Source organism: Catenulispora sp. MAP12-49, assembly GCF_041262705.1.
Classification (GTDB): Bacteria; Actinomycetota; Actinomycetes; order Streptomycetales; family Catenulisporaceae; genus Catenulispora.
Map to the genome: position 1 here is coordinate 21638 of NZ_JBGCCP010000033.1, position 25903 is coordinate 47540.

The window sequence follows — 25903 nt, forward strand, 5'->3', positions numbered from 1 at the left end:
AGTCTCAAGATGTATCCCCGCCGAAACCTCCGACCCCGTCTGTCCGTCGCCGTGGCGGCCGTCCTCGTCGCCACTCCGGCCTTCCTCGCCGGCGGCCTGGCCCCGCCGGCGGCCGCGGCCGCCGCCACCACCGCGTGGCAGAACGGCGCGTTCCAACTCGACGCCGGCGGAGTCGTCTCGCGCTCCGACGTCGTCCTCGGCCAGCCCAACACCGCGAACACCCAGTCACTGCCGCTGGGCAACGGCTCGCTCGGCGTGGCCGAATGGGCCGCCAACGGTTTCACCGCGCAGCTCAACCGCAGCGACACCATGCCGAACCGGCTCTCGCCCGGACAGCTGACCATTCCCGGGCTCACCGCGATGACCTCCGCCTCCAACTTCACCGGCTCGCTCGACCTGTACAACGGGGTGCTTACCGAGTCCGGCGGCGGGATGACGCTCAAGGCGTGGGTGCCCGCGGGCAAGGACGAACTCGTCGTCGACGTGACCGGGGCCAACTCTGCGACGCAGCAGACTGCGACGCTGAGCCTGTGGAGCGGGCGCTCGCCGTCCACTGCCGCCTCCGGCGCGGTCGCGAGCCTGGCGCAGACGTGGGTGGACAACTCGCAGACCGGCAACTCCGGGCAGACCTTCGGGGCGATGGCCGCTGTCACCGCCGCCGGGCAGAACGTCACGGCCTCGGTGGTGAACTCCACGCAGGTCCAGGTGGGCTTCAAGCCCAACACCGACGGATCGTTCCGGGTCGTGGTCGCCTCGCCGCAGTGGACCGGCGGTGACCCGACGGCGACCGCGAACAGCGTCATCGGCGGTGACGCCACGGCGAGCTCGTCCTCGCTGCTGGCCACGCAGGCCTCGTGGTGGAACAACTACTGGCACAACAGCGGCCTGATCGAGATGAACTCCTCCGACGGCAGCGCGCAGTACATGGAGAACCTCCGCACGCTCTACCTCTACTTCGAGGCCGCCACCATGCACGCCGGCCAATATCCCGGCAGCCAGGCCGGCGTCGCGGACCTGTTCAACTTCAGCCAGGACAAGCAGGACTGGTACCCGGCCGGGTACTGGCTGTGGAACCTGCGCGGACAGCTCGCGGCGAACATCAGTTCCGGCAACTTCGCGCTGAACACGCCGATCTTCGACATGTATCTCAATGATCTGCCGAACATCGAGTCGTGGACGAGCGCGCAGATGGGCGGCAAGCCCGGTGCCTGCGTGCCGGAGACCATGCGTTTCAACGGCAACGGCTTCTACAACGGCGGCAACAACACGCAGAACGCCTCCTGCGCGCAGGCCTCCAGCCCGAGCTACAACGCGCTGACGCTGACCAGCGGCGCGGAGATCGCGCTGTGGGTGTGGCAGCAGTACCAGGACACCGGCAATGTCAGCTTCCTGCAGAAGTACTACCCGATCCTGAAGCAGACTGCGACGTTCCTGCTGGCCTACCAGAGTGCCGGCTCGGACAACTTCCTGCACGCCACGGCGAACGCCCACGAGACGCAGTGGGCGGTCACCGATCCGACCACCGACCTGGCCGCCGATCAGGCGCTGTTCGGCGCGACCGTGAAGGCCGCGACGCAGCTGAACTCCGACCCGTCCCTGGTCTCGCAGCTGAACACGGCGCTCGGGCAGATCGAGCCGTACGCGCGGACCGACTCGGGCAAGACCCAGCTGCTGAACCCGCAGCCGACCTCGGCCTCCGCCGCGGCGAACGTCGACGCTCAGGGCGCTGACATCATCGCCGACTCCTACCAGCCCTCGGCCAAGCCGCAGAACGGCGAGAACATCGGTCTGGAACCGGTCTGGCCCTACGGCCTGATCGGCGACAACACGGTCGTCAACGGCGACAACCTGACCGCGCTGGCCCAGCGCACCTACACCGACCGGGTCAACAAGACCAATCCGGACTGGAACTTCGACGCGGTCCAGGCCGCGCGTCTGGGTCTGGGCAGCGAGGTCGCCGCCGACCTGAACACCGTCACGCAGAACTACCAGGCCTATATCAGCGGCCTGGCGAACCTGTTCAACGGCAACACCGGCGACGAGCCCTACATCGAGCAGTCCTCGACGGTCGCGACCGCCGTGGACGAGGCACTGGTGCAGGACTACGACGGGACGCTGCGCTTCGCCCCGGCCTGGCCTTCGGGCTGGGACGGCTCCGGCACGGTCGCGATCCAGGGCGGCAGCAAGGTCGACGTGCAGGTCGAGGGCGGCACCCTGGCCACCGCGGCGATCCAGGCCGGCAGCACGCAGACCCTGACCGTGCGCAACCCCTGGCCCGGCAAGCAGGCCGAGGTGGTCAACGGCTCGACCGGCGCCGTGGTCGTGGCCGCGACCACCAACGGGACGCTGAGCGTGCCGGTGTCGGCCGGCTCGACCTACCTGGTCGAGCAGCCCTCGGCGCCGACCACCTCGCTGCCGTACGCGCAGGTCACCGGTTCCAAGGCGACCGCCGCCAAGCATCTGGGCAAGGTGCAGATCGGGCTCGACCCGGCGGTGTCCTTCCCGAACCTGGCCGCCTCGTTCAACAACGTCGGCATCACCGCCGACACCGACACCGCGCCGGGCAGCTTCGACGGCGGCGGCGCCAGCTTCTCCGAGACCGCGCTGACCACCGCGCACGCCGCTCCCGGCGCCTCGGTCGCGTCCTCGGGCGTGACGTTCACCTTCCCGAACGCGGCCGCGGGCAGCAACGACAACACGGTGGCCGAGGGGCAGACGATCAGCCTGTCCGGGTCCGGCACGCTCGGGTTCCTGGTGTCGGCCAGCTACGGCCCGGCCACCGGTTCGGGGACCGTCACCTACACCGATGGCAGTACCCAGAGTTACAGCCTGACGGCGCCGGACTGGTTCTCCACGACCCCGCCGAGCGGGGGAGCGCTGGCGGTGAGTTCGGCGTACCAGAACCGGCAGGGGAACACGACGTACAGCGGGTCCGGCAACATCTTCTCCGTGCCGGTGGCGCTGACGGCCGGCAAGTCGGTCGCCTCGGTCACGCTGCCGGGCGGCGGGCCGTTGACGTCCGGGACGCCGGCGATCCACGTGTTCGGGCTGGCGACGTCCGGTGCCGCAAGTGGTGGTTCGGCTATCAGCCTGCGGGCTCATGCCAATGGCGACATCGTGACCGCTGACAACGCGGGAGCGTCGGCGCTGATCGCCAATCGAACGTCGGTGGGGACGTGGGAGACGTTCGATCTGATCAGCAATTCCGACGGCAGCGTGAGCCTGCGGGCGCATGCGAATGGCGACATCGTGACCGCCGACAACGCGGGAGCTTCGGCTCTGATCGCCAATCGCACGGCGATCGGGCCCTGGGAGGAGTTCGATCTCATCAACAACTCCGACGGCAGTGTCAGCCTGCGGGCTCATGCCAACGGCGACATAGTGACCGCCGACAACGCCGGGGCCTCGCCGCTGATCGCCAATCGGACGGCGGTCGGGCCTTGGGAATCCTTCGATCTCATTCATGACTGAGGGGGATTCATGAGAACTCGAGTCGCCTCGGCCGTCGTCGCACTACTCACCGCATTGGTGACATCCCTGATGCCCGCTGCGAGTGCATCGCCGGCTCCGGTCCTGACCGGATCGTGGACCGGGACGTGGGCGGTGTCTCCGCAAAGCGGCGGCGCCTCCTTCAACCAGCAGACGCTGCGCCAGATCGTGCACACCAGCATCGGCGGGACGTCGGCGCGGTTGCAGATCTCGAATGTGTTCGGCGGGCAGGCGTTGGCGATCGCCGATGTGCACATCGCGGTGCGCTCGTCCGGGTCGTCGATCGTCGCCGGGACCGACCGGGTGGTCACGTTCGGGGGTCAGGCCTCGATGAGCGTCCCGGCCGGTGCCGTGGCGATCAGTGATCCGATCGCGTTCTCGGTGTCGGCGTTGTCGGATGTCGCGGTCAGCATCTACCTGCCGGCCGGGACCGGGCCCTCGACGTATCACCAGCAGGGGACGGCGACCACCTACGTCGCGGCCGGTGACGTCAGCGGGAGCGGCGGCCTGGCCAGTCCGCAGACGACCGGGAGCTACTACTTCCTGACCAACCTCGATGTGCAGAACCCGGCGTCGCAGGGTGCTGTGGTGACGCTCGGGGCGTCGATCACCGACGGGGTCGCGTCCTCGGCGGACTCCAACCGGCGCTGGCCGAACGACCTGGCGGTGCGTCTGGCCCAGACCGGGCACCAGATCGGGGTGCTGAACCAGGGGATCAGCGGCAACCGGCTGCTGGTCGACGGGGCCGGGCAGAGTGCGCTCAACCGGTTCGCGCGGGATGTGCTGGCGCAGCCCGGGGTGCAGTGGGTGATCTTCTCCGACGATCCCATCAACGATCTGGGCTCGACCAGTCCGCCGCCGACGTCCGGCCAGCTCATCGCCGGTGCCCAGCAGCTGGCCTCGCTGGCGCACCAGCACGGGGTGAAGTTCCTGTGCTCGACGCTGACGCCGTATCAGGGTGCTTCGTACTGGACGCAGCAGGGGGAGACGGCGCGGGAGGCTTTCAACGCCTGGGTGCGCAGTTCGGGCAACGGCTGCGACGGGGTGATCGACCAGGACGCCGCTGCGCACGACCCGGCGAACCCGAGCACCTACCTCCCGGCGTACGACAGCGGCGACCACCTGCACCCGAACGAGGCCGGGCTGCAGGCGATCGCGAACGCGGTGAACCTGGCGCTGTTCGGTGCTCCGGCGGCGACTCCGGTCGTCAGCTTCCGGGCGCATGCCAACGGCATGATCGTGACGGCGGACAACGCGGGCGCCGCGCCGCTGATCGCCAACCGGACGGCGGTGGGGCCGTGGGAGTCGTTCGACCTGATCAGCAATCCGGACGGCAGCGTGAGCCTGCGGGCGCATGCGAACGGCGACATCGTGACGGCCGACAACGCCGGCGCCGCGCCGTTGATCGCCAACCGGACGGCGATCGGGCCGTGGGAGTCGTTCGACCTGATCGACAACGTCGGCGGGACGGTCAGCCTGCGGGCCCATGCCGACGGGGACATCGTCACCGCGGAGAACGCCGGCGCCTCGGCGCTGATCGCGAACCGGACGGCGATCGGGGGGTGGGAGACGTTCGACCTGATCCAGGACTGAGGCGGGCGGGCTGGGCTATTGTCGGTCCCAACCGAACCCTACTGAGCAGTAGCTCAGCTCGCACACTCAGGAGCGCCGATGCACCCGTTCCGCGCAGCGGTGGAGGCCCGCGACACGGCCGCGATCGAGGCGATGCTCGCCGAGAACGTCGTGTTCACCAGCCCCGTCGCCTTCAAGCCGTACCCGGGCAAGGCCATCACCGCGGCGATCCTGCGCGGCGTGCTGCGGGTCTTCGAGGACTTCCAGTACGTGCGCGAGATCGCCGGCGCCGACGGCCGCGACCACGCCCTGGTCTTCACCGCGACCGTGAACGGCAAGCAGGTCAACGGCTGCGACTTCCTGCACTTCGACGAGGACGGCCGCATCGACGACTTCATGGTCATGGTCCGCCCCCTGTCCGGCGCCCAGGCCCTCGCCGAGGCGATGGGCGCCCAGTTCGAGCAGATCAGCGCGGAGGCGATGGGCGGCTGAGGTCGGCTTTCAGGATTCAGGGCTTTGCGGCTATCAGCGCCTCCCGGCGGCTTCGGCTGCCGGGAGGGCCGGGATCAGCGTGGTGGCGGCGAGGTAGCGACACGGAAGCTTCGGCGCCCGCCGAAACGATCGGCTCCTAGCCTGGGTGCCATGGAACAGAGCCAGGCGGTGTGCCGCACGGTACGAGGCGACGTCGACCCCGGCGCGCTCGGCCGCGTCCTCGCCCACGAGCACCTTCTCGCGCTGCTCGTGGGACCGGGGACGCTCGGCCGGGACGGGGGCGCCGCCGGGTTCGACGTCGCGTTCGAGGACACCCAGGTCGAAGCCGCGGCCAAAGCCCTGAGCGGCCTGCGCGAGCTGGGCTTCGGCACGGTCGTCGACCTGAGCCCCTACGGCGACGCGGGCCGCGATGCATATGGCGCCAACGCCGCGCTTCTGCCGCGCATCGCCGAGGCCACCGGGCTGCACATCGTCTCGGGCACGGCCACCTACCGCGAGGAATTCAGCCCCGACTGGGTCAAGCAGGCCGGCATCGACGATCTCGTCCGCCGCTTCGTCGCCGACGCCGCGAACGGGATCGGCACCGACATCGGCACCGGGACCAGCACCGGCACCAGCACCGACATCGACAGCGGCGCCAGTGCCGGCACCGGCGTGCGCGCCGGCATCCTCGGCGAGCAGCCGACCAGCGAGGGCCGCATCACCGAACACGAGGAACGCGGCCTGCGCGCGGCGGCCCGTGCGCACCACCTGACCGGCCTGGCGATCAGCACGCATACCACCCACGGCACCATGGCCCTGGAGCAGATCGACCTGCTGGAGGAGGAAGAGGTCCCCCTGGACCGCGTGGTCATCGGCCACATGGACAACCACCCCGACCTGGACTATGTCCGCCGCGTCCTGGACCGCGGCGTCACCATCGGCTTCGACTCCATCGGCAAGCAGTACTGGGACGTCCGGCGCCCGCCGCTGCCCGACCAACAGCCCGACCAGCAGCCCGACGGCCCCTTCTCCAAGACCGCGATCAAGCAGTCCGACTCCACCCGGGCCCACCGTCTGGCCATGCTCGTCGCCGAGGGGTACGCCGACCAGATCGTGCTGTCCATGGACCTGACCGGCGGCCAGATGTGGCTCAATCCCGCGACCCACGGCCGGTACGGCTACGGCTACCTCGGACGCGTGTTCCTCCAGCAGCTCCACAAGGCCGGAGTCAGCACCGAGGCCGTCGACAAGATGCTGATCGCCAATCCCGCGCGGCTGCTGTCCGTGCCCGCGCGGTGAGGAAAGCCCCCCACACAGACCTACGAAACGCTCCCTCCGCCGAGTCCTCGGCGGGTGACGAGGATCCCGCGCTCCAGACGTGGCCGCCCGGCGCATCGCCGATGCCCGCGCCGCAGCCTGGGTGCCACCTCCCGTGGCGCGGCGTCGTGCCCGGCTTCCTCTCGCGTCCCGTAGGCACTTCCCATCCTTCGCCGTGCCGGGCGTTCCGGCAATTTCTCCGGTCTTGCCGTGATGATCGGGCTCGGATCGGGCTCGGATCGGACTCATAGTCGTCGATCAACGGGGTATGGCGGTGCGGACCCGAGGTAGGGAGGCGCAAGCCATGGAATCCGGCGTCGTCGTCGGCTACGACCAGAGTTCGCCGGGTGAGCGGGTGCTCGAGGAGGCGGCCGCCGAGGCTGCTCGGCGCGAGGTCCCGCTCACCGTCGTCCATGCGCGGAACACCGCGCACCACGTCGCCGAGGAAGGCGCCGGCCGGGTCAGCCGCCGCCACCCCGGTCTGCGAGTGCGGGCCCGCAGCATCGCCGGTCCCGCCCCGGCCGCGCTGGTCGAGGAGGCGTCCGGGGCGGATCTGCTGGTCCTGGGCCAACGCGGCCTCGGCGGGCTCGGCAGGTTCGGCGGGTTCCGTGGGCCCGCCGGGTTCGGCGGCGGCCTGCGCCCCGGCTCCGCCGCGCTGCGCACGGTCGCCCGCGCCGCGTGCCCGGCCATGGTCGTGCGCGGCCCGGAGCATCGGACCCGGGGGACGGTGCTGGCGGCGGTGACCGTCGGGGCCGACGCCGAGGAACTGCTCGACGTCGCCTTCGCCGAGGCCGCGGCCCGCGGCGCCCGGCTCAAGGCGGTCAGCGCGATGGAGAACCACTGGTCGCGGATGTTCGCCCGCGACGCCGGCCAGGCGGGCCGTGCGGAGCAGGCGCTGGAGCAGCTGCTGGCGCCCTGGCCGGACCGGTATCCCGGCGTCGTGGCGGACCACGAGCTCGTCGAGGGCTCGCCGGCGACGTTCCTCACCGCCGCGACGACCTACGCCGACCTCATCGTGGTCGGAGTCCGGCGGCGCGCGGGCGGCCGGCGCGGGACGCGGGTCGGCCCGATCGCCGAGACGCTGCTGATGCACGCCGATTGCCCGGTCGTAGTCGTCCCTCACAACTGAGGTGCGCGTAATCTTCTCTTGATCCGTCCGCAGCACTCAGGGATGTCGTCCATTGAACTTCTGGTCCATCTACCAGCACGGGTTCGCGCGCGTCGCCGCCTGCACGGGCCACACGGTCATCGCCGACCCGCGGGCCAACGCCCAGGCGGTCCTGCGTCTGGCGCGCCGATGCTCCGAGGACGGGGTCGCCGTCGCGGTCTTCCCGGAGCTGTGCCTGACCGGCTATTCGATCGAGGACCTGCTGTTGCAGGACCCGGTGCTCGACGAGGTCGAGCAGGCGGTGGCCGAGATCGCGGCCGCCTCGGCCGAGCTGCTGCCGGTGCTGGTGTTCGGCGCGCCGCTGCGCTATCGCCACCGGATCTACAACTGCGCGGTGGTCGTGCACCGCGGCCGGATCCTCGGCGTCGTCCCGAAGTCCTACCCGCCGAACTACCGCGAGTTCTACGAGCGGCGGCAGATCGCCTCCGGCGAGGACGAACGCGGCGGGAGCATCCGGGTGGCCGGCCAGGCCGTGCCGTTCGGCGTGGATTTGCTCTTCGAGGCCGAGGACGTGCCGGGGCTGGTGCTGCACGCGGAGATCTGCGAGGACATGTGGGTCCCGGTCCCGCCGAGCGCGCAGGCCGCGCTGGCCGGGGCCACGGTGCTGGTCAACCTGTCGGGCAGCCCGATCACCGTGGGCCGCGCCGAGGATCGCAAACTGCTGTGCCGCTCGGCCTCCGCGCGCTGCCTGGCCGCCTACGTCTACGCCGCGGCCGGGCTCGGCGAGTCGAGCACCGACCTGTCGTGGGACGGGCAGACCATGATCTACGAGAACGGCGCGCTGCTGGCCGAGACCGAGCGCTTCCCGCTCGGGGACTCCCTCGCCGTGGCCGACGTGGACCTGGACCTGCTGCGGCAGGAGCGGGCCCGGATGGGGACCTTCGACGACAACCGGCGCGCCAACGCCGGGACCACCGGGGACTTCCGCCGGGTCGACTTCCTGCTCGACCCGCCGGGCACCGACCTGGGGCTGCGCCGCAAGGTCGAGCGGTTCCCGTTCGTCCCCGCCGACGCCGACCGGCTCGCCCTGGACTGCTACGAGGCCTACAACATCCAGGTCACGGCCCTGCAGCAGCGCCTGGCCGCGATCGGCGGGCCGAAGGTGGTGATCGGCGTCTCCGGCGGGCTGGACTCCACGCACGCGCTGATCGTCGCCGCCCGCGCCATGGACCGCGCCGGCCGCCCGCGCACCGACATCCTGGCGTACACGATGCCCGGCTTCGCCACCGGCGAGCACACCAAGGGCAACGCCCACAAACTGATGGCATCGCTGGGCGTCACCGCCGCCGAGCTGGACATCACCTCGACCGCGCGGCTGATGCTGCAGGAGATGGGGCACCCGTTCGGCGACGGCGAGCCGGTGTACGACGTCACCTTCGAGAACGTCCAGGCGGGCCTGCGCACCGACTACCTGTTCCGGCTGGCCAACCAGCGCGGCGGCATCGTGCTGGGCACCGGCGACCTGTCGGAGCTGGCGCTGGGCTGGTGCACGTACGGCGTCGGGGACCAGATGAGCCACTACAACGTGAACTCCGGCGTCCCCAAGACCCTGATCCAGCACCTGATCCGCTGGGTGGTCGGCAGCGGCCAGTTCGACGAGCAGACCGACGAGACGTTGCTGGCGATCCTGGACACCGAGATCAGCCCGGAGCTGGTCCCCGGCGAGGAGCTCCAGTCCACCGAGGACAAGATCGGCCCCTACGCGCTGCACGACTTCACGCTCTTCCACATCCTGCGCCACGGCTTCCGCCCCTCCAAGATCGCCTTCCTGGCCTGGCACGCCTGGCACGACGCCGAAGCCGGCGTGTGGCCCCCGAACTTCCCGCCGGCCAAGCGCGTGGCCTACGACCTGGACCAGATCCGCCACTGGCTGGAGTACTTCCTGCGCCGCTACTTCGCCTTCGCGCAGTTCAAGCGCTCGGCCATGCCGAACGGCCCGAAGGTGCTGGCCGGCGGCTCGCTGTCGCCGCGCGGCGACTGGCGCGCGCCGTCGGACGGCACGGCCCAGGCGTGGCTGCGGGATCTGGCGCGGATCGGGGAGCCGGGGTAGCCCGGGTAGCCCGGTCGTCGGGCTCAGCCCTGAGGAACGATCTCCTTGCGGAAGGTGACGAACTCAGGGCTCATGCCCATGCGCTCCTTGTAAAAGGGCATAGACAAAGGGTTGTTGAGCTCGGTCTCCAGAAGCACCACTTCCGCACCGCGCTCGCGCCCCCACTCTTCCGCAGCCTGCATCAGCGCGGTTCCGACACCGTCGCGCCGGTGTGCTGCCACGACGCCGAGGCTGTCGATGTGCAGCCGCCGGCGGGAGAAGTCGCTTTGCACCTGCCGCTCAGCGGTCTCGATCGGTTCGAGCAGCGTCGCCGAGACGGCGCCGGCCACGACGCCGTCGACCTCTGCGAGCAGTATCAGCATGTCCTGGCGGTCGCCGAACTCGACATGGCCGTCTTCGAACCAGTCAGCCAGACCCTCTTCGGACGGTACTCGGAACATGTGCGGGTTCAGGGCCGCGAAGTACTCGCCCATCTCGCGCCAGACGATGGCAACCGCCGCCCCGTCGCCGGTCCGGATTTCTCTGATCAGAACATCGGTCATCGATCCAGAGTGCCCAAACGAAGCCGACAATGTCGTGCCGCCGCGGCAGCACGACATCGTCGGCCGGACTATCGTCGGCCCGGGTCAGGACGCTGCGTCTCCTAGTGCAGCGCCATCACCGGGTCGCCGTTGGCGTCGAGCCCGGTCCCGGCGATCGTGCAGCTCCCGCCGCGCACCGCGCCGCTGTTGTACGCCTGGCGCACGCAGCTGCGCAGCGCCAGCTCGCCCCAGTAGTTCGGGTGCAGCGATTCCTGGATGTAGTACGGGCTGCTGCCGATGGTGCTGACGGTGCGGATCTGGTTGACCCACTCGGTTTTGTCCACGGCGCCGGAGTTGGTCCAGGAGTTCAGGCCCTCTTCCTCCAACAGGCCGACAGTGTTCTCACACAGGCGGCGGCCGTTGAAGGCCGAGGAGATGTCGAGCTGCTTGATGTTGCCCAGGCCGCTCTGCGCGACCGCGCTGGACACCGCGCCGGAGATGGCCGGCAGGGCGGTGCCGTCGGCCCAGTTGGCGTCGGTGTTCCAGAAGCCGCAGCCGCCGGTGGACTGGCGGGTGTAGCCGGACTGGGAGTAGCGGAAGCCGGAGGAGGTCGGGATCGGCGAGGGGTAGTTCTGCACCAGGATCGAGTAGTCGCCGTCGGCGTAGCCGTCGTTGGCCATGGCCTGGTGGACGTTGCGCAGCGCCTGGGCGATGTGCGAGGTGACGGTGGCGATGTTGGACGCCGAGAAGTTGCCCGTCACCGAGGAGTCCTGGCTGCAGTACGAGGGCCACCACGAGGGCGTGGTCAGGAAGTCCTCGACGCAGGTGGTGACGATCGAGGAGAAGTTGAAGTCGTTCCCGCCGATCGAGACCGCGACCATGGTGACCTTGTGCGTGGCCGCGAAGTTCTGCAGCATCAGGGCCTGGCCCTGGTTGCCGCCGGAGTTGTAGAAGTCCAGCCCCGGCTTGAAGTTCCCGCTGTCGGTGTACGTCCCGGTCTCCGCGCCGCTGCACGCCAGGTTCAGCCCGTTCACGCCGCCGCCGATGTAGATCTCGGCGGACTGCGAGCGGTGGCAGCGCGCGATGGTCTCGGCGGTGTGGCCGGCGTTGTCGTAGTACGCCGTCGGGCCGAGCGCGTCGATCTCCGAGCTGTCGTTGTCGGTGTTGCCGGCCCATCGTCCGGCCTCGCCGGAGATGTAGCTGTCGCCGACGGAGACGACCCAGGGCGACCCGCCCGGCGTGGCCGCGTGCGCCCCGGCGGCGCCGACCACGGTGGTGGTGGCGGCCAGTACCGGGACCAGGATTGCGCCCATAATCAGGGCACGAAGACGAGTACGCGCCCGATGAAGCCTGCTCATGCTGTGACCTCTCAAGAACCCGACAGGTGGTTGTTCCTTGCCGGGACCGATCGGCCGCGTCGCGTCCCTCGTTCCGTGAAAATGGCAGACCGCTCACGCCGTGGCAAGAGGGTGGGGGCAGATTGTTACCGTCGAGTATGGGACCGGGGTGATCGTTTCTAGAATGAGGCCATGGACGCACCCGGGCGGCAGGTCGTGATCGTCGTGTTCGACGGAGTGAAGATGCTCGACGTCGCCGGCCCCGCCGAGGTGTTCGCCACGGCCGACCGTGCCGGCGCCCGCTACGCGATCCGCTACGTGTCGCCCTCGGGCGAGGCGGTCAGCACATCGGTCGGCATGCGCCTGCCCGTCGACGGCCAGGCCGCCGAGGTCACGGCGCCCGACACGGTCGTGGTCGCCGGCGGCGACGACCTCGTGACCGAGCCGATCCCGGCCGATCTGATCGATGCGGTGCGCGGCTTGCATCCGCGTGCGAACCGCCTGGTGTCGATCTGCACCGGCTCCTTCGTCCTGGCCGCGGCGGGGCTGCTCGACGGCCGGCGCGCCACGACCCATTGGCAGCACGCGGACCTGCTGGCGCGCGTCTATCCGAAGGTCCGGGTGGAGCCGGACGCCTTGTTCGTCGAGGACGGCCAGGTGTTCACCTCGGCGGGGGTCTCTGCCGGGATCGACCTGAGTCTGGCGCTGGTGGAACGTGACCATGGCGCGGATCTGGCCCGCGCCGTGGCCCGCGATCTGGTCGTGTACATGCAGCGGACCGGCGGGCAATCGCAGTTCTCTGCGCCGCTGCGGGTCCGGCCGCCGCGGACGGTCGCACTGCGCGGGCTCGTCGACCTGATCGCGGCCGAACCGGCGCTGGATCACAGCGCGGCGGCGCTGTCGGGGCGGGTGGGAGTCAGCACGCGGCAGCTCACACGCCTGTTCACCGCCGAGCTCGGGACCACCCCGGCGCGCTTCGTCGAACAGGTGCGCCTGGACCACGCCAAGTCGTTGCTGGACGGCGGACACAGTGTGGAGCAGAGTGCGCGCGAAGCCGGATTCGGGAGCGCGGAGACGATGCGGCGCACCTTCGTGGCTCGGCTGGGGATCAGTCCCGCCGGCTATCGCCACCGGTTCGGGAGTACCGGCTGACCCGGGGCCGGCGCCCTGTCCGGATTTGTGGGATGGCTGTCCCACAGCGCGGGGTCCGATCCGTCGTGCGGAACCAAGACTGGAAGCGGTCGAGAAAAGAACCGCTACCAGGAGGAATCATGCCGGAGATCATCGCCGGGATCACCATCCCCGACACCCGACTCGTCCAGGAGGCCACCGAGCTGGTCCGCGAAGCCGCCGACGACACGCTGTTCGACCACTCCCGCCGCGTCTTCCTGTGGGGCTCCCTGAAGGCCGCAGCGCGGGGCCTGCGTGTCGACCCCGAACTCGCCTACGTCGGCGGGCTCTTCCACGACCTCGGCCTGACCGCGGCCTACGCGACCAAAGACCAGCGCTTCGAGATCGACGGCGCCGACGCCGCGCGCGGCTTCCTTCTCGACCACGGCCGTTCGGCGGTCGAGGCGCGCGCCGTCTGGCTGGCCATCGCCCTGCACACCACGCCGGAGGTGCCGCTCAAGCTGGAGCCCGAGGTCGCGGTGGTGACGCTCGGCGTCGAGACCGACGTACTCGGCCTGGACCTGGCGGAGATCACCGACGAGCAGCGGGACGCCGTGGTCGCCGCCCACCCGCGCCCGGACTTCAAGAACCGGATCCTGCGGGCGTTCCACGACGGCATGGCCGACCGCCCCGACACCACCTTCGGAACGATGAACGACGACGTCCTGGCGCACTTCGACCCCTCGTTCGTGCGCGCGGATTTCGTCGGCATCATCAAGAACAGCAGCTGGCCGGAGTAGGCCGCCGTACCGCCGCAATCTCTCGCAGCAGCGCCGCGGCCGCCGCGCCGACCGGGTCGGCGGCCACCGCCACGGTCTGCCAGCGCGGGACGTCGCCGGCCAGCGGCAGGAAGCGCACGCGGTCGGTCTTCACCGTGAAGGACTGCGGGACCAGGGCCACGCCGAGGCCGTAGGAGACCAGGTCCAGCAGCGAGTGCACGTCCGAGGCCTCCAGCGCGACCCGGCGCTCCACCCCGGCCTCGGCCAGGACCTGGTCGGCCAGGTCGCGGGTGCCCCAGTCGCTGGTGAAGTCCACGAAGCGCTCCTCGGCCAGGTCCTGCGGCTTGACCTCGTCGCAGGACGCGAAGCGGTGGTCCAGGGCGCAGGCCAGGACCAGCGGCTCGTCGTCCAGGGCGACCAGCACGACCTCTTCGGGCGCGTGCCGGGGCCGTCCGACGAAGGCGATGTCCAGGTGGCCGCTGCGGACCAGGTCGGTCAGGTGGCCCGAGCCGCCGTGGCGCAGGCTCACCTCCAGCCCCGGGTGGGAGCGCAGGAAGCCGGCCAGCAGCGCCGGGACGTGGATCGCGTGCAGGCACTGCAGCGAGCCGATCGCCAGCGTGCCGCGCAGCAGGCCGCGCACGGCGGCGACCGCGTCCTTGGCCGCGTCGCTGGCCGAGAGCGTCTTGCGGGCCTCCGTCAGCAGCGCCTGTCCCTCCGGCGTCAGTCGTACCTGGCGTGTACTGCGCAGGAACAGCGGCGCGCCGAGTTCGCGCTCCAGCGACCGGATCGACGCCGACAGGCCGGACTGCGCGATGTGCAGCCGCTTGGCGGCGCGGGTGAAGTGACAGTCCTCGGCGACCGCCACGAAGTGCTCGAGTTGGCGCAGTTCCACGTCCGGCCCCATTCATCAGCGGCGGTGCTCAATGACATCGGGAACTCGTGTTGGACAGCGTGAATTCCCAGTGGGGAGGCTTAAGTGGAAGCAGATTGCACGACGCGGAGAGGAACACCCATGCAGACGCGACGCATCGGCGAGACGACCGTGGGCGCCATCGGGCTCGGCGGCATGCCGATGTCCATCGAGGGCCGCCCGGACGAGCAGCGTTCCATCGCCACCATCCACGCCGCCCTGGAAGCCGGCGTCACCCTCATCGACACCGCGGACGCCTACCACACCTTCGCCGACGAGGTCGGGCACAACGAGAGCCTCATCGCCCGCGCCCTGGCCTCCTACGGCGGCGACACCTCCGGCGTCCTGGTGGCGACCAAGGGCGGCCACCTGCGCCCGGGCGACGGCACCTGGACCGTCGACGGCTCGCCGGAGCACCTGAAGCAGGCCTGTGAGGCCTCGCTGAAGCGGCTCGGCGTCGAGGCCGTCGGCCTGTACCAGTTCCACCGCCCCGACCCGAAGGTCCCCTACGCGGACTCCATCGGCGCCATCCGCGACCTGCTGGACGAGGGCAAGATCCAGCAGGCGGGCATCTCCAACGCCGGCACCCAGCAGATCCACCAGGCCAACGAGATCCTGGACGGCCGCTTGGTGAGCGTGCAGAACCAGTTCTCGCCGCGCTTCCGCAGCAGCGAGCCGGAGTTGGAGCTGTGCGCCGTGCTGGGCCTGGCCTTCCTGCCCTGGAGCCCGCTCGGCGGCATCTCGCACGCCGGGGAGCTCGGCTCGCGCTTCGGCGTGTTCGCCGAGGTCGGCGCGGCGCACGGGGTGAGCCCCCAGCAGGCGTGCCTGGCCTGGATGCTGGCCAAGGCGCCGGTGGTGATCCCGATCCCGGGCTCCTCGCGGCCGGAGACCATCCGCGACTCGGTCGAGGCGGCGGACCTGGTGCTCTCGGCGGAGGAGTTCGCTCGGCTGGACGCGGCGTGAGCGCTCCGGGCGGCTCGGGCGGCTCGGTCGCGGCGGGCAGCCCGACCACCCCTGCCACCCCGGTCACCATCGGCATCATCGGAGCGGGCTGGCGCGCGGACTTCTTCGCGCGCCTGGCCGCGCTCCTGCCCGAGCGGCTTGTGCTGGTCGGCGCGGCGGTGCGGCGGGCCGGCAGTGCGCAGGAGGTCGCGCGGCGGTGGGGTGTGCCCGTGTATCTCTCGCCGGCCGAGCTCATCGCGAAGCAGCACCCTGACTTCGTCGTCGTCTCCGTGCCGTGGCCGGCGACGCCGGAGGTCACCGCCGCCGTCGTGGGCGCCGGGGTCCCGGTCCTGGCCGAGACGCCGCCCGCGCCGGACGCCGAGGGGCTGCGGGCGCTGTGGGCCGAGGTCGGGGGCCGGCAGTTGGTGCAGGTGGCCGAGCAGTACCTGCTGCTGCCCGGGCATGCGGCGCGGCGTGAGCTGGTGCGGCGGGGTGTGATCGGCCGGGCGAGCTCCGTCCAGGTCTCCTCCACGCACGGCTATCACGCCGTCTCGATGATCAGGGGCCTGCTGGACGCCGGGTTCGGGCCGGTGCGGGTCCGGGCCTCGGCCTTCGCCGCGCCGCTCGTCGATCCGCTGACGCGCGCGGGCTGGACCGACGACGAGACGCCGAAGGAGGCCACGACCACCCTGGCCACGCTCGACTTCGGCGACGGCCGGTCGGGTCTGTACGACTTCACTGACAACCAGTGGCACAACCGCCTGCGCCTGCGCCGGATCCTGATCCGCGGCAGCCTCGGGGAGATCGCCGACGACACGGTCGTGCGCTGGGGCGGACCGCGCACCGTCCTGCGCTCGTCGCTGGTGCGCTCGCAGCTCGGGCACGACCTCAACCTGGACGGCCACGACACCGAGCACCTGTCCTTCGACGGGGAGGTGGTGTGGCACAACCCGTTCGCCGGGCTGCGGCTGATGGACGAGGAGATCGCGATCGCGACGCTGCTGACCGCGACCGCGTCCTGGGTGCGCGGCGAGGGTCCGGCGCCCTATCCGCTGGCCGAGGCGTGTCAGGACCATCTGCTCTCCCTGGCCATCGACCGGGCGTCGGCGACCGGGGAGCAGGTGCAGACCGAGGTCGAGCCCTGGGGCCGGTGAATTCTCCTTTTCACTCCGTTTGCCGGATGTCATCGCGTACATAAGGGTGGGACTCGGCCCGGTTCGCGAGGAGAGGACGACGATGACAGGCGCGCAGCCCAACCCGACGACCACCGATTCGGGGACCCCGGTCGCCAGTGACGAGCACTCGCTCACCGCCGGCCCGGACGGCCCCATCCTGCTGCACGACAACTACCTGATCGAGCAGATGGCCAACTTCAACCGGGAACGGGTCCCCGAGCGCCAGCCGCACGCCAAGGGCGGCGGCGCCTTCGGCCACTTCGTGGTCACCGGCGACGTCAGCGCCTACACCAAGGCCGTGGTGTTCCAGCCGGGCACCACCACCGACATGGTGGCCCGGTTCTCCACCGTCGCCGGCGAGCACGGCAGCCCGGACACCTGGCGTGACCCGCGAGGCTTCGCGCTGAAGTTCTACACCGCCGACGGCATCTACGACATGGTCGGGAACAACACCCCGGTCTTCTTCATGCGCGACCCGTTGAAGTTCCAGCACTTCATCCGCTCCCAGAAGCGCCGCGCCGACAACAACCTGCGCGACCACGACATGCAGTGGGACTTCTGGACCCTGTCCCCGGAGTCGGCGCACCAGGTCACCTGGCTGATGGGGGACCGCGGCATCCCGCGCTCCTGGCGGCACATGAACGGGTATTCGAGCCACACCTACATGTGGATCAGCGCCTCCGGCGAGAAGTCCTGGGTCAAGTACCACTTCCTCACCGACCAGGGCGTGGAGTTCCTGACCCAGGCCGACGCCGACGCGCTGGCCGGTTCGGACAGCGACTACCACGTGCGCGACCTGTGGACCGCCATCGAGCACGGCGAGAACCCGTCGTGGACGCTGAAGGTCCAGGTCATGCCATACACCGAGGCCCCCGGCTACCGCTTCAACCCCTTCGACCTGACGAAGGTGTGGCCGCACAGCGACTTCCCGCTCATCGAGGTCGGCCGGATGACCCTGGACCGCAACCCCGTCGACTACCACTCGCAGATCGAGCAGCTGGCGGTCCAGCCCAACAACCTGATCCCCGGCATCGGGCCGAGCCCGGACAAGATGCTGCTGGCCCGCATGTTCTCCTACGCCGACGCCCACCGCGCCCGCATCGGCGTCAACTACAGCCAGCTGCCGGTCAACGCCCCCCTCACCCCGCCGCACAACTACAACACGGCCGGCCGCATGCGCTACCACTACGCCACCGACCCGGTGTACGCGCCGAACTCCAAGGGCGGCCCGCAGGCCGACCCCGCCCGCTCACCGGAACCCGCGGGCTGGCCCGTGGACGGCGAGATGGTGCGCGCCGCCTACACGCTGCACGCCGAGGACGACGACTGGGGCCAGGCCGGAACAATGGTCCGCGAGGTCCTGGACGACGCCGCGCGCGACCGCCTGGTCGACAACACCGTCGGGCATCTGTTGGACGGCGTCAGCGATCCGGTTCTCGAGCGCGCCTATGAGTATTGGCGGAACGTGGACGCCGAGATCGGGCGGCGGATCGAGGAGGGCGTTCGCGCCAAGCGGAAGTAGTCTGCGCGGAAGTATCTGCTCAGAGCCCGGCCGGCGCGCGCCATCGCGTCCGATACGAGCTTGGAGTCTCACCGACGTGTGCCACGAAGTGATGCCGCAGTGAGTCCGGGCTCCCCAGCCCGCTGTGCTCGGCGACGCGGTCCATGGTCAGGTCCGTGGTCTCCAACAGCTGCCGGGCCCGGTCGATGCGCTGGCGCAGCAGCCATTGCAGAGGGCTGAGACCGGTCTCGGTGTGGAAGCGGCGGGTCAGCGTGCGTTCGCTGACTTTGGCGTGTGCGGCCAGGTCTGCCAGAGCCATCGGCACGCTCAGACGCTCGTGGGCCCAGGCTCTGGTGGCGGCCAGGGTTCGGTCCGTGCGCGGCTTCGAGCGCGAGGCGGCCGAGGTGGTCGAGGCGGTCAAGGCGGCAGCAGCCGGCTGCGGGTGATCGGCCGATCGCGCCGGGCCCGCGACGGCCAGATCGCCCGCCGCGGCGGCGGCCGCGGCGCCGTGGTCGGAGCGGATCAGGTGCAGGCACACCTCGATGACGGCGGCGGCTCCGGCGGAGGTGAGTACCGCGCCGTCCTCGACGTACAGGGCCTTGCGCTCGACCGTGACCCGCGGGTAGTCGCGCGCTAGTTGGTCGAGCACGTGCCAGTGCGTGGTGGCGCGCCGTCCGTCGAGCAGGCCGGCGCGAGCCAGGACGAATACGCCGGTGCAGCAGCCGACGATGCGCTTGCCCGCCGTCGCGGCCGTCCGCAGCACGGAGGTCGTACGGTCGTCGACGTCCGGCCGGGCACCGCCGCCGATGACGAAGACCGTGTCGGCCGCCTCCACGTGCTCAAGCCCGTCGCGGATCACGAGCTCCGGCCCCGCGACGGTCTCGACCAGGCCCGGATCGGGCGTGGTCACTCGCAGGTCGTAGGCGCCCTGCCCGGCCGCCCCGGCTGCCCCGGCTGTTCGGACATCGCCCAGCACCGCCTGGGCCACCGACAGGTCATGAGCCATGACCGGCGGCACCACGACGAACACGACGCGGTGCGGGGGCTGTGCGGGCTGCAAGGTGTTGCTCATGGCCGGATCCTCCGGGTACGTGGCCGCCGTGGCACTGCCGCGCCCTGATGCCCGGCGCGCACAGTGAATGCAGCGCCCCGCACGCATCCGCGTGTTCCCGCGGGCGACATCCATCACGACTTCCCGGAGTACAGCCATGCCCTTCCACGTCATTGTCGGCGCCGGCGCCACCGCACTGGCCACCGCCAAACTGCTCGCCGAGAAGGGCGACCGCGTACGGCTGGTCAGCCGCCGCGGCACCGGCGCCGGGCACGAACTGGTCGAGCCGGTCGCCCTCGACGCGACCGACGCCGAGGCGCTCGCAGAGCTCTGCCAAGGCGCCGAGACCGTGTTCAACTGCGCGATGGCCGCCTATCACACCTGGCCGCAGGCACTTCCGCCGCTGTTCGGGGCGATCCTCGCCGCCGCCGAGCGCAGCGGCGCGGACTACGTGATGCTGGGCAACCTCTACGGCTACGGACCCGTGGACGGCCCGGTCACCGAGGACCTGCCGTTGCTCGCCACAGGCCCGAAAGGCCTTACCAGGGCTCAGATGTGGCAGGACGCCCTGGAGTCGCACACCGCCGGCCGCGTACGGGTGACCGAGGTACGCGCGGGGCAGTTCCTCGGCGCCGGCGCGTTCTCCTCGTTCACCTTCACCATCCAGCCCCGGGTCCTCGCCGGCCAGCTCGCCCTGACACCGGCCGCACTGGACACGCGGACCGGCTTCACCGCCATCGAGGACGCGGCGCGCGCCCTGGTCACGCTGGCCGGAGACGAGCGCGCCTTCGGCCGCCCCTGGCACGCCCCGGTCACCAACGCCACAGCGCGCGAGGTGGCCACGGTCCTGGCCGAGGTGGCCGACGCGCCCGCGCCGCGCCTGGAGACGCTGACCGACCGCGACATCGCGCTGCTCTCGCTGACCTCACCGCTGTGGGCCGAGTTCGAGGAGACGGCACACATGTCGCACCACACCTTCGTCGTGGACTCCAGTCGCATCGAGACGGAGTTCGGACTCAAGGCGACGCCGCTGGAGGAGGTGCTGCGGTCGGGGATAGCGGCGGGGTGATCGATCAAGTGGTGCGGTCTCCGCCCAGGACCCGGCGAAGGTCTCCGGCGGGGAACGTCGTGCGGCTCTCGGCGCACGGCAAGCAGGCCGGCGCGATCATGAACAGGTGGGGCGAGGGCGCGGTGGGGTCGCTGCTCGGGGCCCTGGACCCGACGCTGGGGCAGGCTCCGGCGTCGTAGCTTCAAGTCGTGGCTTCAAGTCGTGGCTACAAGACGTGTTGGGGCCGGCCGACCCCAACACGTCATGCGCAGCGTTCTGCGATCAGGTGTGCGCGAACCCCGAGCCGGCGTCGTGCGCGGGCGTGGTCGTGGTCAGGCGGGTCACGGCCCGGCCCAGCGCGGCCAGCAGCGACTCGGCCAGGTCCAGGCTGAAGCCCTCGCGCACCACGATGCGCAGGACGGCGACGTCCTCGGCGTTCGGCGGCATGGTGTAGGCCGGGACCTGCCAGCCGTCGCGGCGCAGCTCGTCGGAGACGTGGAAGACGGTGAAGCGGCTGGGGTCGGCGAGCTTGAAGGCCAGGACCGGGATGTCGGTGCCGTCGCTGATCACCTCGAAGGCGTCCAGGCGCGCGATGCCGTCGGCCAGGAAGCGCGCGGTGTCCCGCAGGCCCTCCATGACCTTGGTGTAGCCCTCGCGGCCGAGCCGGATGAAGTTGTAGTACTGGCCCACGATCTGGTTGCCCGGGCGGGAGAAGTTCAGGGTGAAGGTCGGCATGTCGCCGCCCAGGTAGTTGACGTGGAAGATCAGGTCCTGCGGCAGGTCCTCGGCCGAGCGCCAGACCACGAAGCCGATGCCGGGGTAGGTCAGGCCGTACTTGTGGCCCGAGACGTTGATCGACTTCACCTGCGGCAGCCGGAAGTCCCACTGCAGGTTCGGGTGCAGGAAGGGCGCGACGAATCCGCCCGAGGCGGCGTCCACGTGGATCGCGATGTCGGTGCCGTGCTCGGCGTTGTAGGCCACGACCTTGTCGTGGATGTCCTTGATCGGTTCGAACTCGCCGGTGTGCGTGGTGCCCAGGATCGGCACCACGCCGATGGTGTTCTCGTCCACGTACGTCATGGTCTCGTCGGCGTCGACGGTGAACCGGTCGTGCGCCACCGGCACGTAGCGCGGCTCGACGTCCCAGTACCGGCAGAACTTCTCCCACACGACCTGCACGTTGGAGCCCATCACCAGGTTCGGCCGGTCCGCGGCGAGCCCGGCCGCCGCCCGCCGCTGCCGCCACTTCCACTTCATCGCCAGGCCCCCGAGCATGACCGCCTCGGAGGACCCGATGGTCGACACGCCGATCGCGTCGCCGGCCGAGGGCGCGTGGAAGAGGTTCGCGACGATGTTGACGCACCGCCGCTCGATCTCGGCCGTCTGCGGGTACTCGTCCTTGTCGATCATGTTCTTGTCGAAGGTCTCGGCCATCAGCTTCTCGGCCTCGGGATCCATCCACGTGGTCACGAACGTGGCCATGTTCAGCCGCGAGCTCCCGTCCAGCAGCAGCTCGTCATGGATCATGCGGTAGACGGCCTGGGGCGACGTCTCCTGGTCGGGCAGCTTGTTCTTCGGCACGTTCACGCATCCGAGGCGCTTGGTGTAGGCCGGGTCTATCACCGCGTCGTTGTCGTCGTGTCGGTGGACCACGATCACTCCCTCGTTGGGCGGCTCACTTCAGCGGCCCAGCATGCCAGCCGGGCGCGGCCGCGGGGCGGAGTTCGGGAAGTCGCGGCGATCCGCCGAGGCCTCACAGCGTGGCGCCTCGAAGCGTCGCGATCGCGTGCACGGTCGCGTAACCCCGCCATGCCAGAGCGGCGGCGGGGGAGTAGGTCGAAGTGTCGGAGTACGGAAGTCCGAACGGCGTTCCACCATCGGGCAGGGAGTGCTCCCCGAGCCAGTCGCAGATCCCCGGCGCCCGGTCGCTGTCGTCGCCGATCGCGGCAAGCACTTCCAACGCGTGCATGGCGGCGACCGGCTGGCTCGTCGACGACCGCTGGTCGGGTTCGAGCCCCCAGCCGTAGCCCCCGTCAGGGTTCCGATACGCGTCGAGGGCGGCCAGCAGGCCCGCCGACGAGCCCCCGTCGAGCAGGTGGTGCAGGCGCCGCCGCTCGATGACCCGGGCATGGGTGGTGACGAAGGACAACGCGGCGTCCAGGTCGATTTCCATGGTGTCCGATTCCATGGTGTCCGATCCTCGCACGGCTTGTCAGTGCCACGGCTTGCCAGTACCACGGCTTGCCAGTACACAGCGCGAGCAGTGAGCGGCGGCCCGGGCAAGCTAGTCTGCCCGGATGACTCTCCTCGATGACGTGGCCGAACGCGACGGCTGGCGGTGCTGGGTGTGCGACGAGCCCGTCGACCCCGACATGTCGGTGAACGATCCGCGGGGACCCAGCGTCGACAGCCGGACCGCCGACCGGAAGGCCAAGGTCACCGAGCGCCTCGCGCACCGCGGATGCAACACCCGCAAGGGCGCGGTCCAGGTGGTCATCCCCTGGCCGGACAGCCTGTACGTGGTCGAGCCCGCACCGCTGATCGCCGTCGCCGACAGGCTGGTGCGCAAGGGAGGCCGCGAAGTGGTGGGCCGCTGTCCGACCAAGCAGGACGCGCAGGACGCGGCGGATTGGCTGGTGGACCGGTTCTCCCGTCTGGTGCCGGGGCTGCCGGTGACCGTCGGCATCGACGCGGGCGGCGGCCAGTTCCTCGTCAGTCTGGTCGCCGGCCGCCGGTGATCCGGTGCGTTCGTGCCTCTGAGCCGAGTGCGCGGAATTCGCAGCTCAGAGGCACTGTCGCAGGTCCGCCGCCGCCCGATGCCCACTCTTGACGTGCAGTCCAATAGGGGGCATCCTTGCCTTGAGGTTACCGCCGGTAACACGACAGGCGAGGGGGGATGGCCATGGCGCGCGGGACGCTCGACCGTGAGCAGGTGGCGGCCAGGCTGCTGGACGCGTCCGCCAAGCACTCCTTCGACCCGGTGCACGAGGTCGACTGGGAGCAGCCGCAGCCTTCCGACTTGTTCTATGCGGTGCCTGAGCACGTCTCGTTGTACGGCACGCCGTTGTGGGAGCGGATGACGCCCGAGCAGCGGATCGAGCTGAGCAAGCAGGAGATCGTCAACATCATGTCGATGGGGATCTGGTTCGAGACCATCCTCATGCGCATGCTGCTGAAGATGGCCTATGAGCGGCACCGGCCCGAGTCCCGGCACGTGCAGTATGCGTACACCGAGGTCGGGGACGAGTGTCGGCACTCGCTGATGTTCATCCGGATGATCGAGACGGTCGGCGCGCGGCCGTACGGCCGGCCCGGGTATCTCAACACGCTGGGGCGCTATGTCCCGGTGCTGTTGCAGGGGGCGCCGATGTGGGTCGGCACGCTCATGGGCGAGGAGATCGTCGATGTGATGCAGCGCGAGATGATCCGGGACGAGCGCGTGCAGCCGCTGGTGCGGCAGGTGTCGAAGATCCATGTGATCGAGGAGACGCGGCACGTCAGCTACGCCCGCGAGGCGCTGGCCCGGCGGCTGCCGCGGGCCGGGCGGCTGGAGCGCGAGCACGCGCGGCTGGTCGCCGCGGAGAGCGCGGTGGTGGTCGGCGAGTTCATGGTGAACCCGGCCGTCTACCGGCGGGTCGGCATCGCCGATCCGGAGGCCGCGCGGCTGATGGCCAAGCGGAACCCGCACCACCTGGAGGTGAAGCGGCGGGCGGCGGCGAAGGTGGTGCCGTTCTTCGAGGAGCTCGGGCTGATGGGCGGTCCGACGCTGAAGCGGTGGCGGAAGTCGGGGTTCGTGGACTGAGGCCGCAGAGGAAAACGGGGTGCCGGGACCGGTGCCGGACGTGCAGCATGCCGGTGTGACGGACTTGCTGCTGCGGACGGCGTACCGGATGGCGCCGTGCTGGAGGCGTTCGGGCTGACGGGCACTCCGGTCGTGCTGCCGGGCGGCGAGGGGCGCAGCGTCCTGGTCGGCGATGCGGTGCTGAAGCCGGTCGACGACGTCGAGACGGCAGCATGGTGCGCGCGGGTGCTCGACCGTGTCGAGGGTGAGGGCTTCCGGGTGCCGCGGCCATCGCTCCTTGATCGGCGGGCTCATCGCTGGGCGGTCGGTGACCGGGTGGCGTGGGGCGAGGCGCGCGTCGAACCGCTCGCACCCGTCGCAGACCTCTTTCATGCTCTGCAATCGCTGCTCAGACCGGTCCATGCGGTCAACCAGGTGATCCACGGCGATCTCAGCGGCAACGTGCTGACCGGCAACGTGCTGACCGCACCAGGCCGCGTGCCGGCGGTCATCGACTTCTCGCCGTACTGGCGTCCGGCGTCCGGCGGCCTACGCCGACGCGATCGTCGCCTATGTGCGTGGGCTGTAGCGCGCTTGCCGCCGCCGGCTACTGCGGCGTGAGTACGATCCACACCTGGCCGGGGTGGAAGGTCATCGGTTGGCCGCCGAACGTGAAGTTCGTCGGGTCGGCGTCGGTGGGGCGTGACCAGGTGCCGGTGTAGGAGTCGCCGTCGCGCAGGACCACGGCTTGGCCCGTGCCGACGGTCGGGGCGTAGGGGGAGAGCTGGTCGGGGACGTCGTGGAAGCCGCGGGGCGAGGTGGTTTCGGCGACCTTCTGCAGCACGATGGTGGGGGCGCCGAGGGGGCCGCCGTCGGTGGGGGAGGCGGCTTTGCCGTCCATGGCGATCATGTACTCGCCCTTGGCCGCGTTCCAGGTGAAGGTGAAGGATGCCGAGGGCATGCGGGCGGTCGCCGTTGTCGTCGGGACGCCGCCGGCCGGGGCGGGGCCGAAGTGGAATCCGATGTCCTTGGCGGTCGCGGTGTTCGGGAAGTCGGCGAGGATCTTGGACGGGTTCAGGTACTCGTTGTAGGGCGCGATGCGGGAGTTGTCGCGTGAGTAGGCGGCGCCGTCCTGGTCGGGGCTGGTGTTGAAGACGTTCGCCGAGGCCAGCACCGGCAGGAACACGCTGAGGGCGCCGGAGTAGGCGAAGTCGACCTTGCCGTACTGCTCCAGGATCGGCAGGTCGCTCTCGCGGGCGCTGCGCACCGGCCCGATCTTGCCGCCGGCCGGGAGGTGGTTGGAGTCGAACACGGCCAGGAAGCGGGACAGGCCGCCCTCGACCTCGATCGCGTAGACGACGCCGGCGGAGGCCAGGCCGGTCTGCGGGCGCGCGTAGACGATGTTGTCGATCTTGACGGCCAGGATATTCCCGGCCGCTCCCGGCAGGCCGGTGAGGGGCGAGACGGCGCCGGCCGTGCTGGGCGAGGTGGTGTCTGGCGCGGAGACAGGCTGCATGCCGGTCGGCGAGGCCGCGGGCTTCTTGTGGCTGGTGCCGCATGCGGTGGCCGCGAGGCTGAGGGTCGTGGCGCAGCAGAGCAACGCGATGGCGCGGACTCTGGTCTGAGATCGGGTCGTGGGTCGCATGGGACGGTCTTCCTCCCCGCCGGTGCTGTGCAC

At 70.4% G+C, this 25903-nt stretch carries 22 protein-coding genes; 15 read left to right on the plus strand and 7 right to left on the minus strand.

Going from position 1 to position 25903, the window contains the following annotated elements; genetic code table 11:
- Positions 1-9: 9 nt before the first annotated feature.
- From ABIA35_RS38700 to ABIA35_RS38725, 6 genes are all read left to right on the plus strand, one after another.
- Entirely contained in the window at positions 10-3471 is a 3462-nt protein-coding gene (locus tag ABIA35_RS38700; RefSeq protein ID WP_370361233.1) for a hypothetical protein, read from the plus strand.
- Positions 3472-3480: 9 nt separating this feature from the next.
- A complete protein-coding gene (locus tag ABIA35_RS38705; protein ID WP_370361234.1) occupies positions 3481-5082 on the plus strand; it encodes a GDSL-type esterase/lipase family protein in 1602 nt (533 codons plus the stop codon).
- Positions 5083-5160: 78 nt separating this feature from the next.
- Positions 5161-5553 carry a nuclear transport factor 2 family protein gene (locus ABIA35_RS38710; RefSeq protein WP_370345096.1) on the plus strand — a complete coding sequence of 131 codons (393 nt, stop codon included), beginning with the start codon at positions 5161-5163 and terminating at the stop codon, positions 5551-5553.
- A 150-nt stretch (positions 5554-5703) separates the two neighbouring features.
- Positions 5704-6834 carry a phosphotriesterase gene (locus ABIA35_RS38715; protein WP_370361235.1) on the plus strand — a complete coding sequence of 377 codons (1131 nt, stop codon included), beginning with the start codon at positions 5704-5706 and terminating at the stop codon, positions 6832-6834.
- Between the two features lie 322 nt (positions 6835-7156).
- Complete coding sequence (locus ABIA35_RS38720; RefSeq protein ID WP_370345099.1) at positions 7157-7981, plus strand: universal stress protein; 825 nt, start codon at positions 7157-7159, stop codon at positions 7979-7981.
- Positions 7982-8033: 52 nt separating this feature from the next.
- Entirely contained in the window at positions 8034-10070 is a 2037-nt protein-coding gene (locus tag ABIA35_RS38725) for an NAD(+) synthase (protein ID WP_370361236.1), read from the plus strand.
- 23 nt (positions 10071-10093) lie between these two features.
- Here ABIA35_RS38725 and ABIA35_RS38730 read toward each other — a convergent pair whose 3' ends face one another.
- Both ABIA35_RS38730 and ABIA35_RS38735 read right to left on the minus strand, forming a co-directional pair.
- Positions 10094-10612 (minus strand): N-acetyltransferase family protein, encoded by a 519-nt coding sequence (locus ABIA35_RS38730; protein WP_370361237.1) that lies wholly within the window; start codon positions 10610-10612, stop codon positions 10094-10096.
- Between the two features lie 101 nt (positions 10613-10713).
- Positions 10714-11904 carry a hypothetical protein gene (locus ABIA35_RS38735; RefSeq protein WP_370345102.1) on the minus strand — a complete coding sequence of 397 codons (1191 nt, stop codon included), beginning with the start codon at positions 11902-11904 and terminating at the stop codon, positions 10714-10716.
- 216 nt (positions 11905-12120) lie between these two features.
- Between ABIA35_RS38735 and ABIA35_RS38740 the strand changes: the two genes are divergently transcribed.
- Together ABIA35_RS38740 and ABIA35_RS38745 are read left to right on the plus strand one after the other, a co-directional pair.
- The gene (locus ABIA35_RS38740; RefSeq protein ID WP_370361238.1) at positions 12121-13080 is read left to right on the plus strand and encodes a GlxA family transcriptional regulator; all 960 of its coding nucleotides are present in this window, start codon (positions 12121-12123) and stop codon (positions 13078-13080) included.
- A 119-nt stretch (positions 13081-13199) separates the two neighbouring features.
- Positions 13200-13838: an HD domain-containing protein gene (locus tag ABIA35_RS38745; protein WP_370361239.1), complete on the plus strand. Its 639-nt coding sequence runs from the start codon at positions 13200-13202 to the stop codon at positions 13836-13838.
- Here ABIA35_RS38745 and ABIA35_RS38750 read toward each other — a convergent pair.
- Entirely contained in the window at positions 13813-14709 is an 897-nt protein-coding gene (locus ABIA35_RS38750) for a LysR family transcriptional regulator (RefSeq protein ID WP_370361240.1), read from the minus strand. The genes ABIA35_RS38745 and ABIA35_RS38750 overlap by 26 nt on opposite strands.
- Positions 14710-14829: 120 nt before the next feature.
- On the opposite strand from ABIA35_RS38750, the gene ABIA35_RS38755 reads away from it, so the two are divergent.
- The 3 genes from ABIA35_RS38755 (at position 14830) to ABIA35_RS38765 (ending at position 18366) form a co-directional block, all read left to right on the plus strand.
- Positions 14830-15690, plus strand: a complete 861-nt coding sequence (locus ABIA35_RS38755; protein ID WP_370345106.1) for an aldo/keto reductase — start codon at positions 14830-14832, stop codon at positions 15688-15690.
- Positions 15687-16823 carry a Gfo/Idh/MocA family protein gene (locus ABIA35_RS38760; protein WP_370361241.1) on the plus strand — a complete coding sequence of 379 codons (1137 nt, stop codon included), beginning with the start codon at positions 15687-15689 and terminating at the stop codon, positions 16821-16823. The genes ABIA35_RS38755 and ABIA35_RS38760 overlap by 4 nt, the downstream gene beginning before the upstream one ends.
- A gap of 82 nt (positions 16824-16905) precedes the next feature.
- Entirely contained in the window at positions 16906-18366 is a 1461-nt protein-coding gene (locus ABIA35_RS38765; RefSeq protein WP_370361242.1) for a catalase, read from the plus strand.
- 19 nt (positions 18367-18385) lie between these two features.
- On the opposite strand, the gene ABIA35_RS38770 is transcribed toward ABIA35_RS38765, so the two are convergent.
- Positions 18386-19417, minus strand: a complete 1032-nt coding sequence (locus tag ABIA35_RS38770; RefSeq protein WP_370361243.1) for a GlxA family transcriptional regulator — start codon at positions 19415-19417, stop codon at positions 18386-18388.
- 136 nt (positions 19418-19553) lie between these two features.
- Here ABIA35_RS38770 and ABIA35_RS38775 point away from each other — a divergent pair, with 136 nt between their 5' ends.
- The gene (locus ABIA35_RS38775) at positions 19554-20465 is read left to right on the plus strand and encodes an NAD-dependent epimerase/dehydratase family protein (protein WP_370361244.1); all 912 of its coding nucleotides are present in this window, start codon (positions 19554-19556) and stop codon (positions 20463-20465) included.
- 261 nt (positions 20466-20726) lie between these two features.
- Here the strand turns inward: ABIA35_RS38775 and ABIA35_RS38780 are convergent, their stop codons facing one another.
- Both ABIA35_RS38780 and ABIA35_RS38785 read right to left on the minus strand, forming a co-directional pair.
- Positions 20727-22100: a glutamate decarboxylase gene (locus tag ABIA35_RS38780; RefSeq protein WP_370345166.1), complete on the minus strand. Its 1374-nt coding sequence runs from the start codon at positions 22098-22100 to the stop codon at positions 20727-20729.
- A gap of 97 nt (positions 22101-22197) precedes the next feature.
- Positions 22198-22632, minus strand: a complete 435-nt coding sequence (locus ABIA35_RS38785) for a hypothetical protein (RefSeq protein ID WP_370361245.1) — start codon at positions 22630-22632, stop codon at positions 22198-22200.
- 109 nt (positions 22633-22741) lie between these two features.
- Here ABIA35_RS38785 and ABIA35_RS38790 point away from each other — a divergent pair, with 109 nt between their 5' ends.
- From ABIA35_RS38790 to ABIA35_RS38800, 3 genes are all read left to right on the plus strand, one after another.
- Positions 22742-23182, plus strand: a complete 441-nt coding sequence (locus tag ABIA35_RS38790) for a hypothetical protein (RefSeq protein WP_370345112.1) — start codon at positions 22742-22744, stop codon at positions 23180-23182.
- A 158-nt stretch (positions 23183-23340) separates the two neighbouring features.
- Complete coding sequence (locus ABIA35_RS38795) at positions 23341-24246, plus strand: diiron oxygenase (RefSeq protein ID WP_370361246.1); 906 nt, start codon at positions 23341-23343, stop codon at positions 24244-24246.
- Positions 24247-24342: 96 nt separating this feature from the next.
- The gene (locus tag ABIA35_RS38800; protein WP_370361247.1) at positions 24343-24846 is read left to right on the plus strand and encodes a phosphotransferase; all 504 of its coding nucleotides are present in this window, start codon (positions 24343-24345) and stop codon (positions 24844-24846) included.
- Here the strand turns inward: ABIA35_RS38800 and ABIA35_RS38805 are convergent.
- On the minus strand, positions 24833-25870 hold the full coding sequence (locus ABIA35_RS38805; RefSeq protein ID WP_370361248.1) for a DUF3048 domain-containing protein: 1038 nt from the start codon (positions 25868-25870) through the stop codon (positions 24833-24835). The genes ABIA35_RS38800 and ABIA35_RS38805 overlap by 14 nt on opposite strands.
- Positions 25871-25903 lie beyond the last annotated feature (33 nt).

Bases quoted from the DNA above. Each gene is read 5' to 3' on its own strand.
- ABIA35_RS38700 (WP_370361233.1), top strand. From the start codon at position 10: ATGTATCCCCGCCGAAACCTCCGACCCCGTCTGTCCGTCGCCGTGGCG.
- ABIA35_RS38715 (WP_370361235.1), top strand. From the start codon at position 5,704: ATGGAACAGAGCCAGGCGGTGTGCCGCACGGTACGAGGCGACGTCGAC.
- ABIA35_RS38720 (WP_370345099.1), top strand. From the start codon at position 7,157: ATGGAATCCGGCGTCGTCGTCGGCTACGACCAGAGTTCGCCGGGTGAG.
- ABIA35_RS38795 (WP_370361246.1), top strand. From the start codon at position 23,341: ATGGCCATGGCGCGCGGGACGCTCGACCGTGAGCAGGTGGCGGCCAGG.
- ABIA35_RS38745 (WP_370361239.1), top strand. From the start codon at position 13,200: ATGCCGGAGATCATCGCCGGGATCACCATCCCCGACACCCGACTCGTC.
- ABIA35_RS38740 (WP_370361238.1), top strand. From the start codon at position 12,121: ATGGACGCACCCGGGCGGCAGGTCGTGATCGTCGTGTTCGACGGAGTG.
- ABIA35_RS38730 (WP_370361237.1), bottom strand. From the start codon at position 10,612: ATGACCGATGTTCTGATCAGAGAAATCCGGACCGGCGACGGGGCGGCG.
- ABIA35_RS38805 (WP_370361248.1), bottom strand. From the start codon at position 25,870: ATGCGACCCACGACCCGATCTCAGACCAGAGTCCGCGCCATCGCGTTG.
- ABIA35_RS38775 (WP_370361244.1), top strand. From the start codon at position 19,554: ATGCCCTTCCACGTCATTGTCGGCGCCGGCGCCACCGCACTGGCCACC.
- ABIA35_RS38785 (WP_370361245.1), bottom strand. From the start codon at position 22,632: ATGGAATCGGACACCATGGAAATCGACCTGGACGCCGCGTTGTCCTTC.
- ABIA35_RS38735 (WP_370345102.1), bottom strand. From the start codon at position 11,904: ATGGGCGCAATCCTGGTCCCGGTACTGGCCGCCACCACCACCGTGGTC.
- ABIA35_RS38710 (WP_370345096.1), top strand. From the start codon at position 5,161: ATGCACCCGTTCCGCGCAGCGGTGGAGGCCCGCGACACGGCCGCGATC.
- ABIA35_RS38790 (WP_370345112.1), top strand. From the start codon at position 22,742: ATGACTCTCCTCGATGACGTGGCCGAACGCGACGGCTGGCGGTGCTGG.
- ABIA35_RS38770 (WP_370361243.1), bottom strand. From the start codon at position 19,417: ATGAGCAACACCTTGCAGCCCGCACAGCCCCCGCACCGCGTCGTGTTC.
- ABIA35_RS38755 (WP_370345106.1), top strand. From the start codon at position 14,830: ATGCAGACGCGACGCATCGGCGAGACGACCGTGGGCGCCATCGGGCTC.
- ABIA35_RS38705 (WP_370361234.1), top strand. From the start codon at position 3,481: ATGAGAACTCGAGTCGCCTCGGCCGTCGTCGCACTACTCACCGCATTG.
- ABIA35_RS38765 (WP_370361242.1), top strand. From the start codon at position 16,906: ATGACAGGCGCGCAGCCCAACCCGACGACCACCGATTCGGGGACCCCG.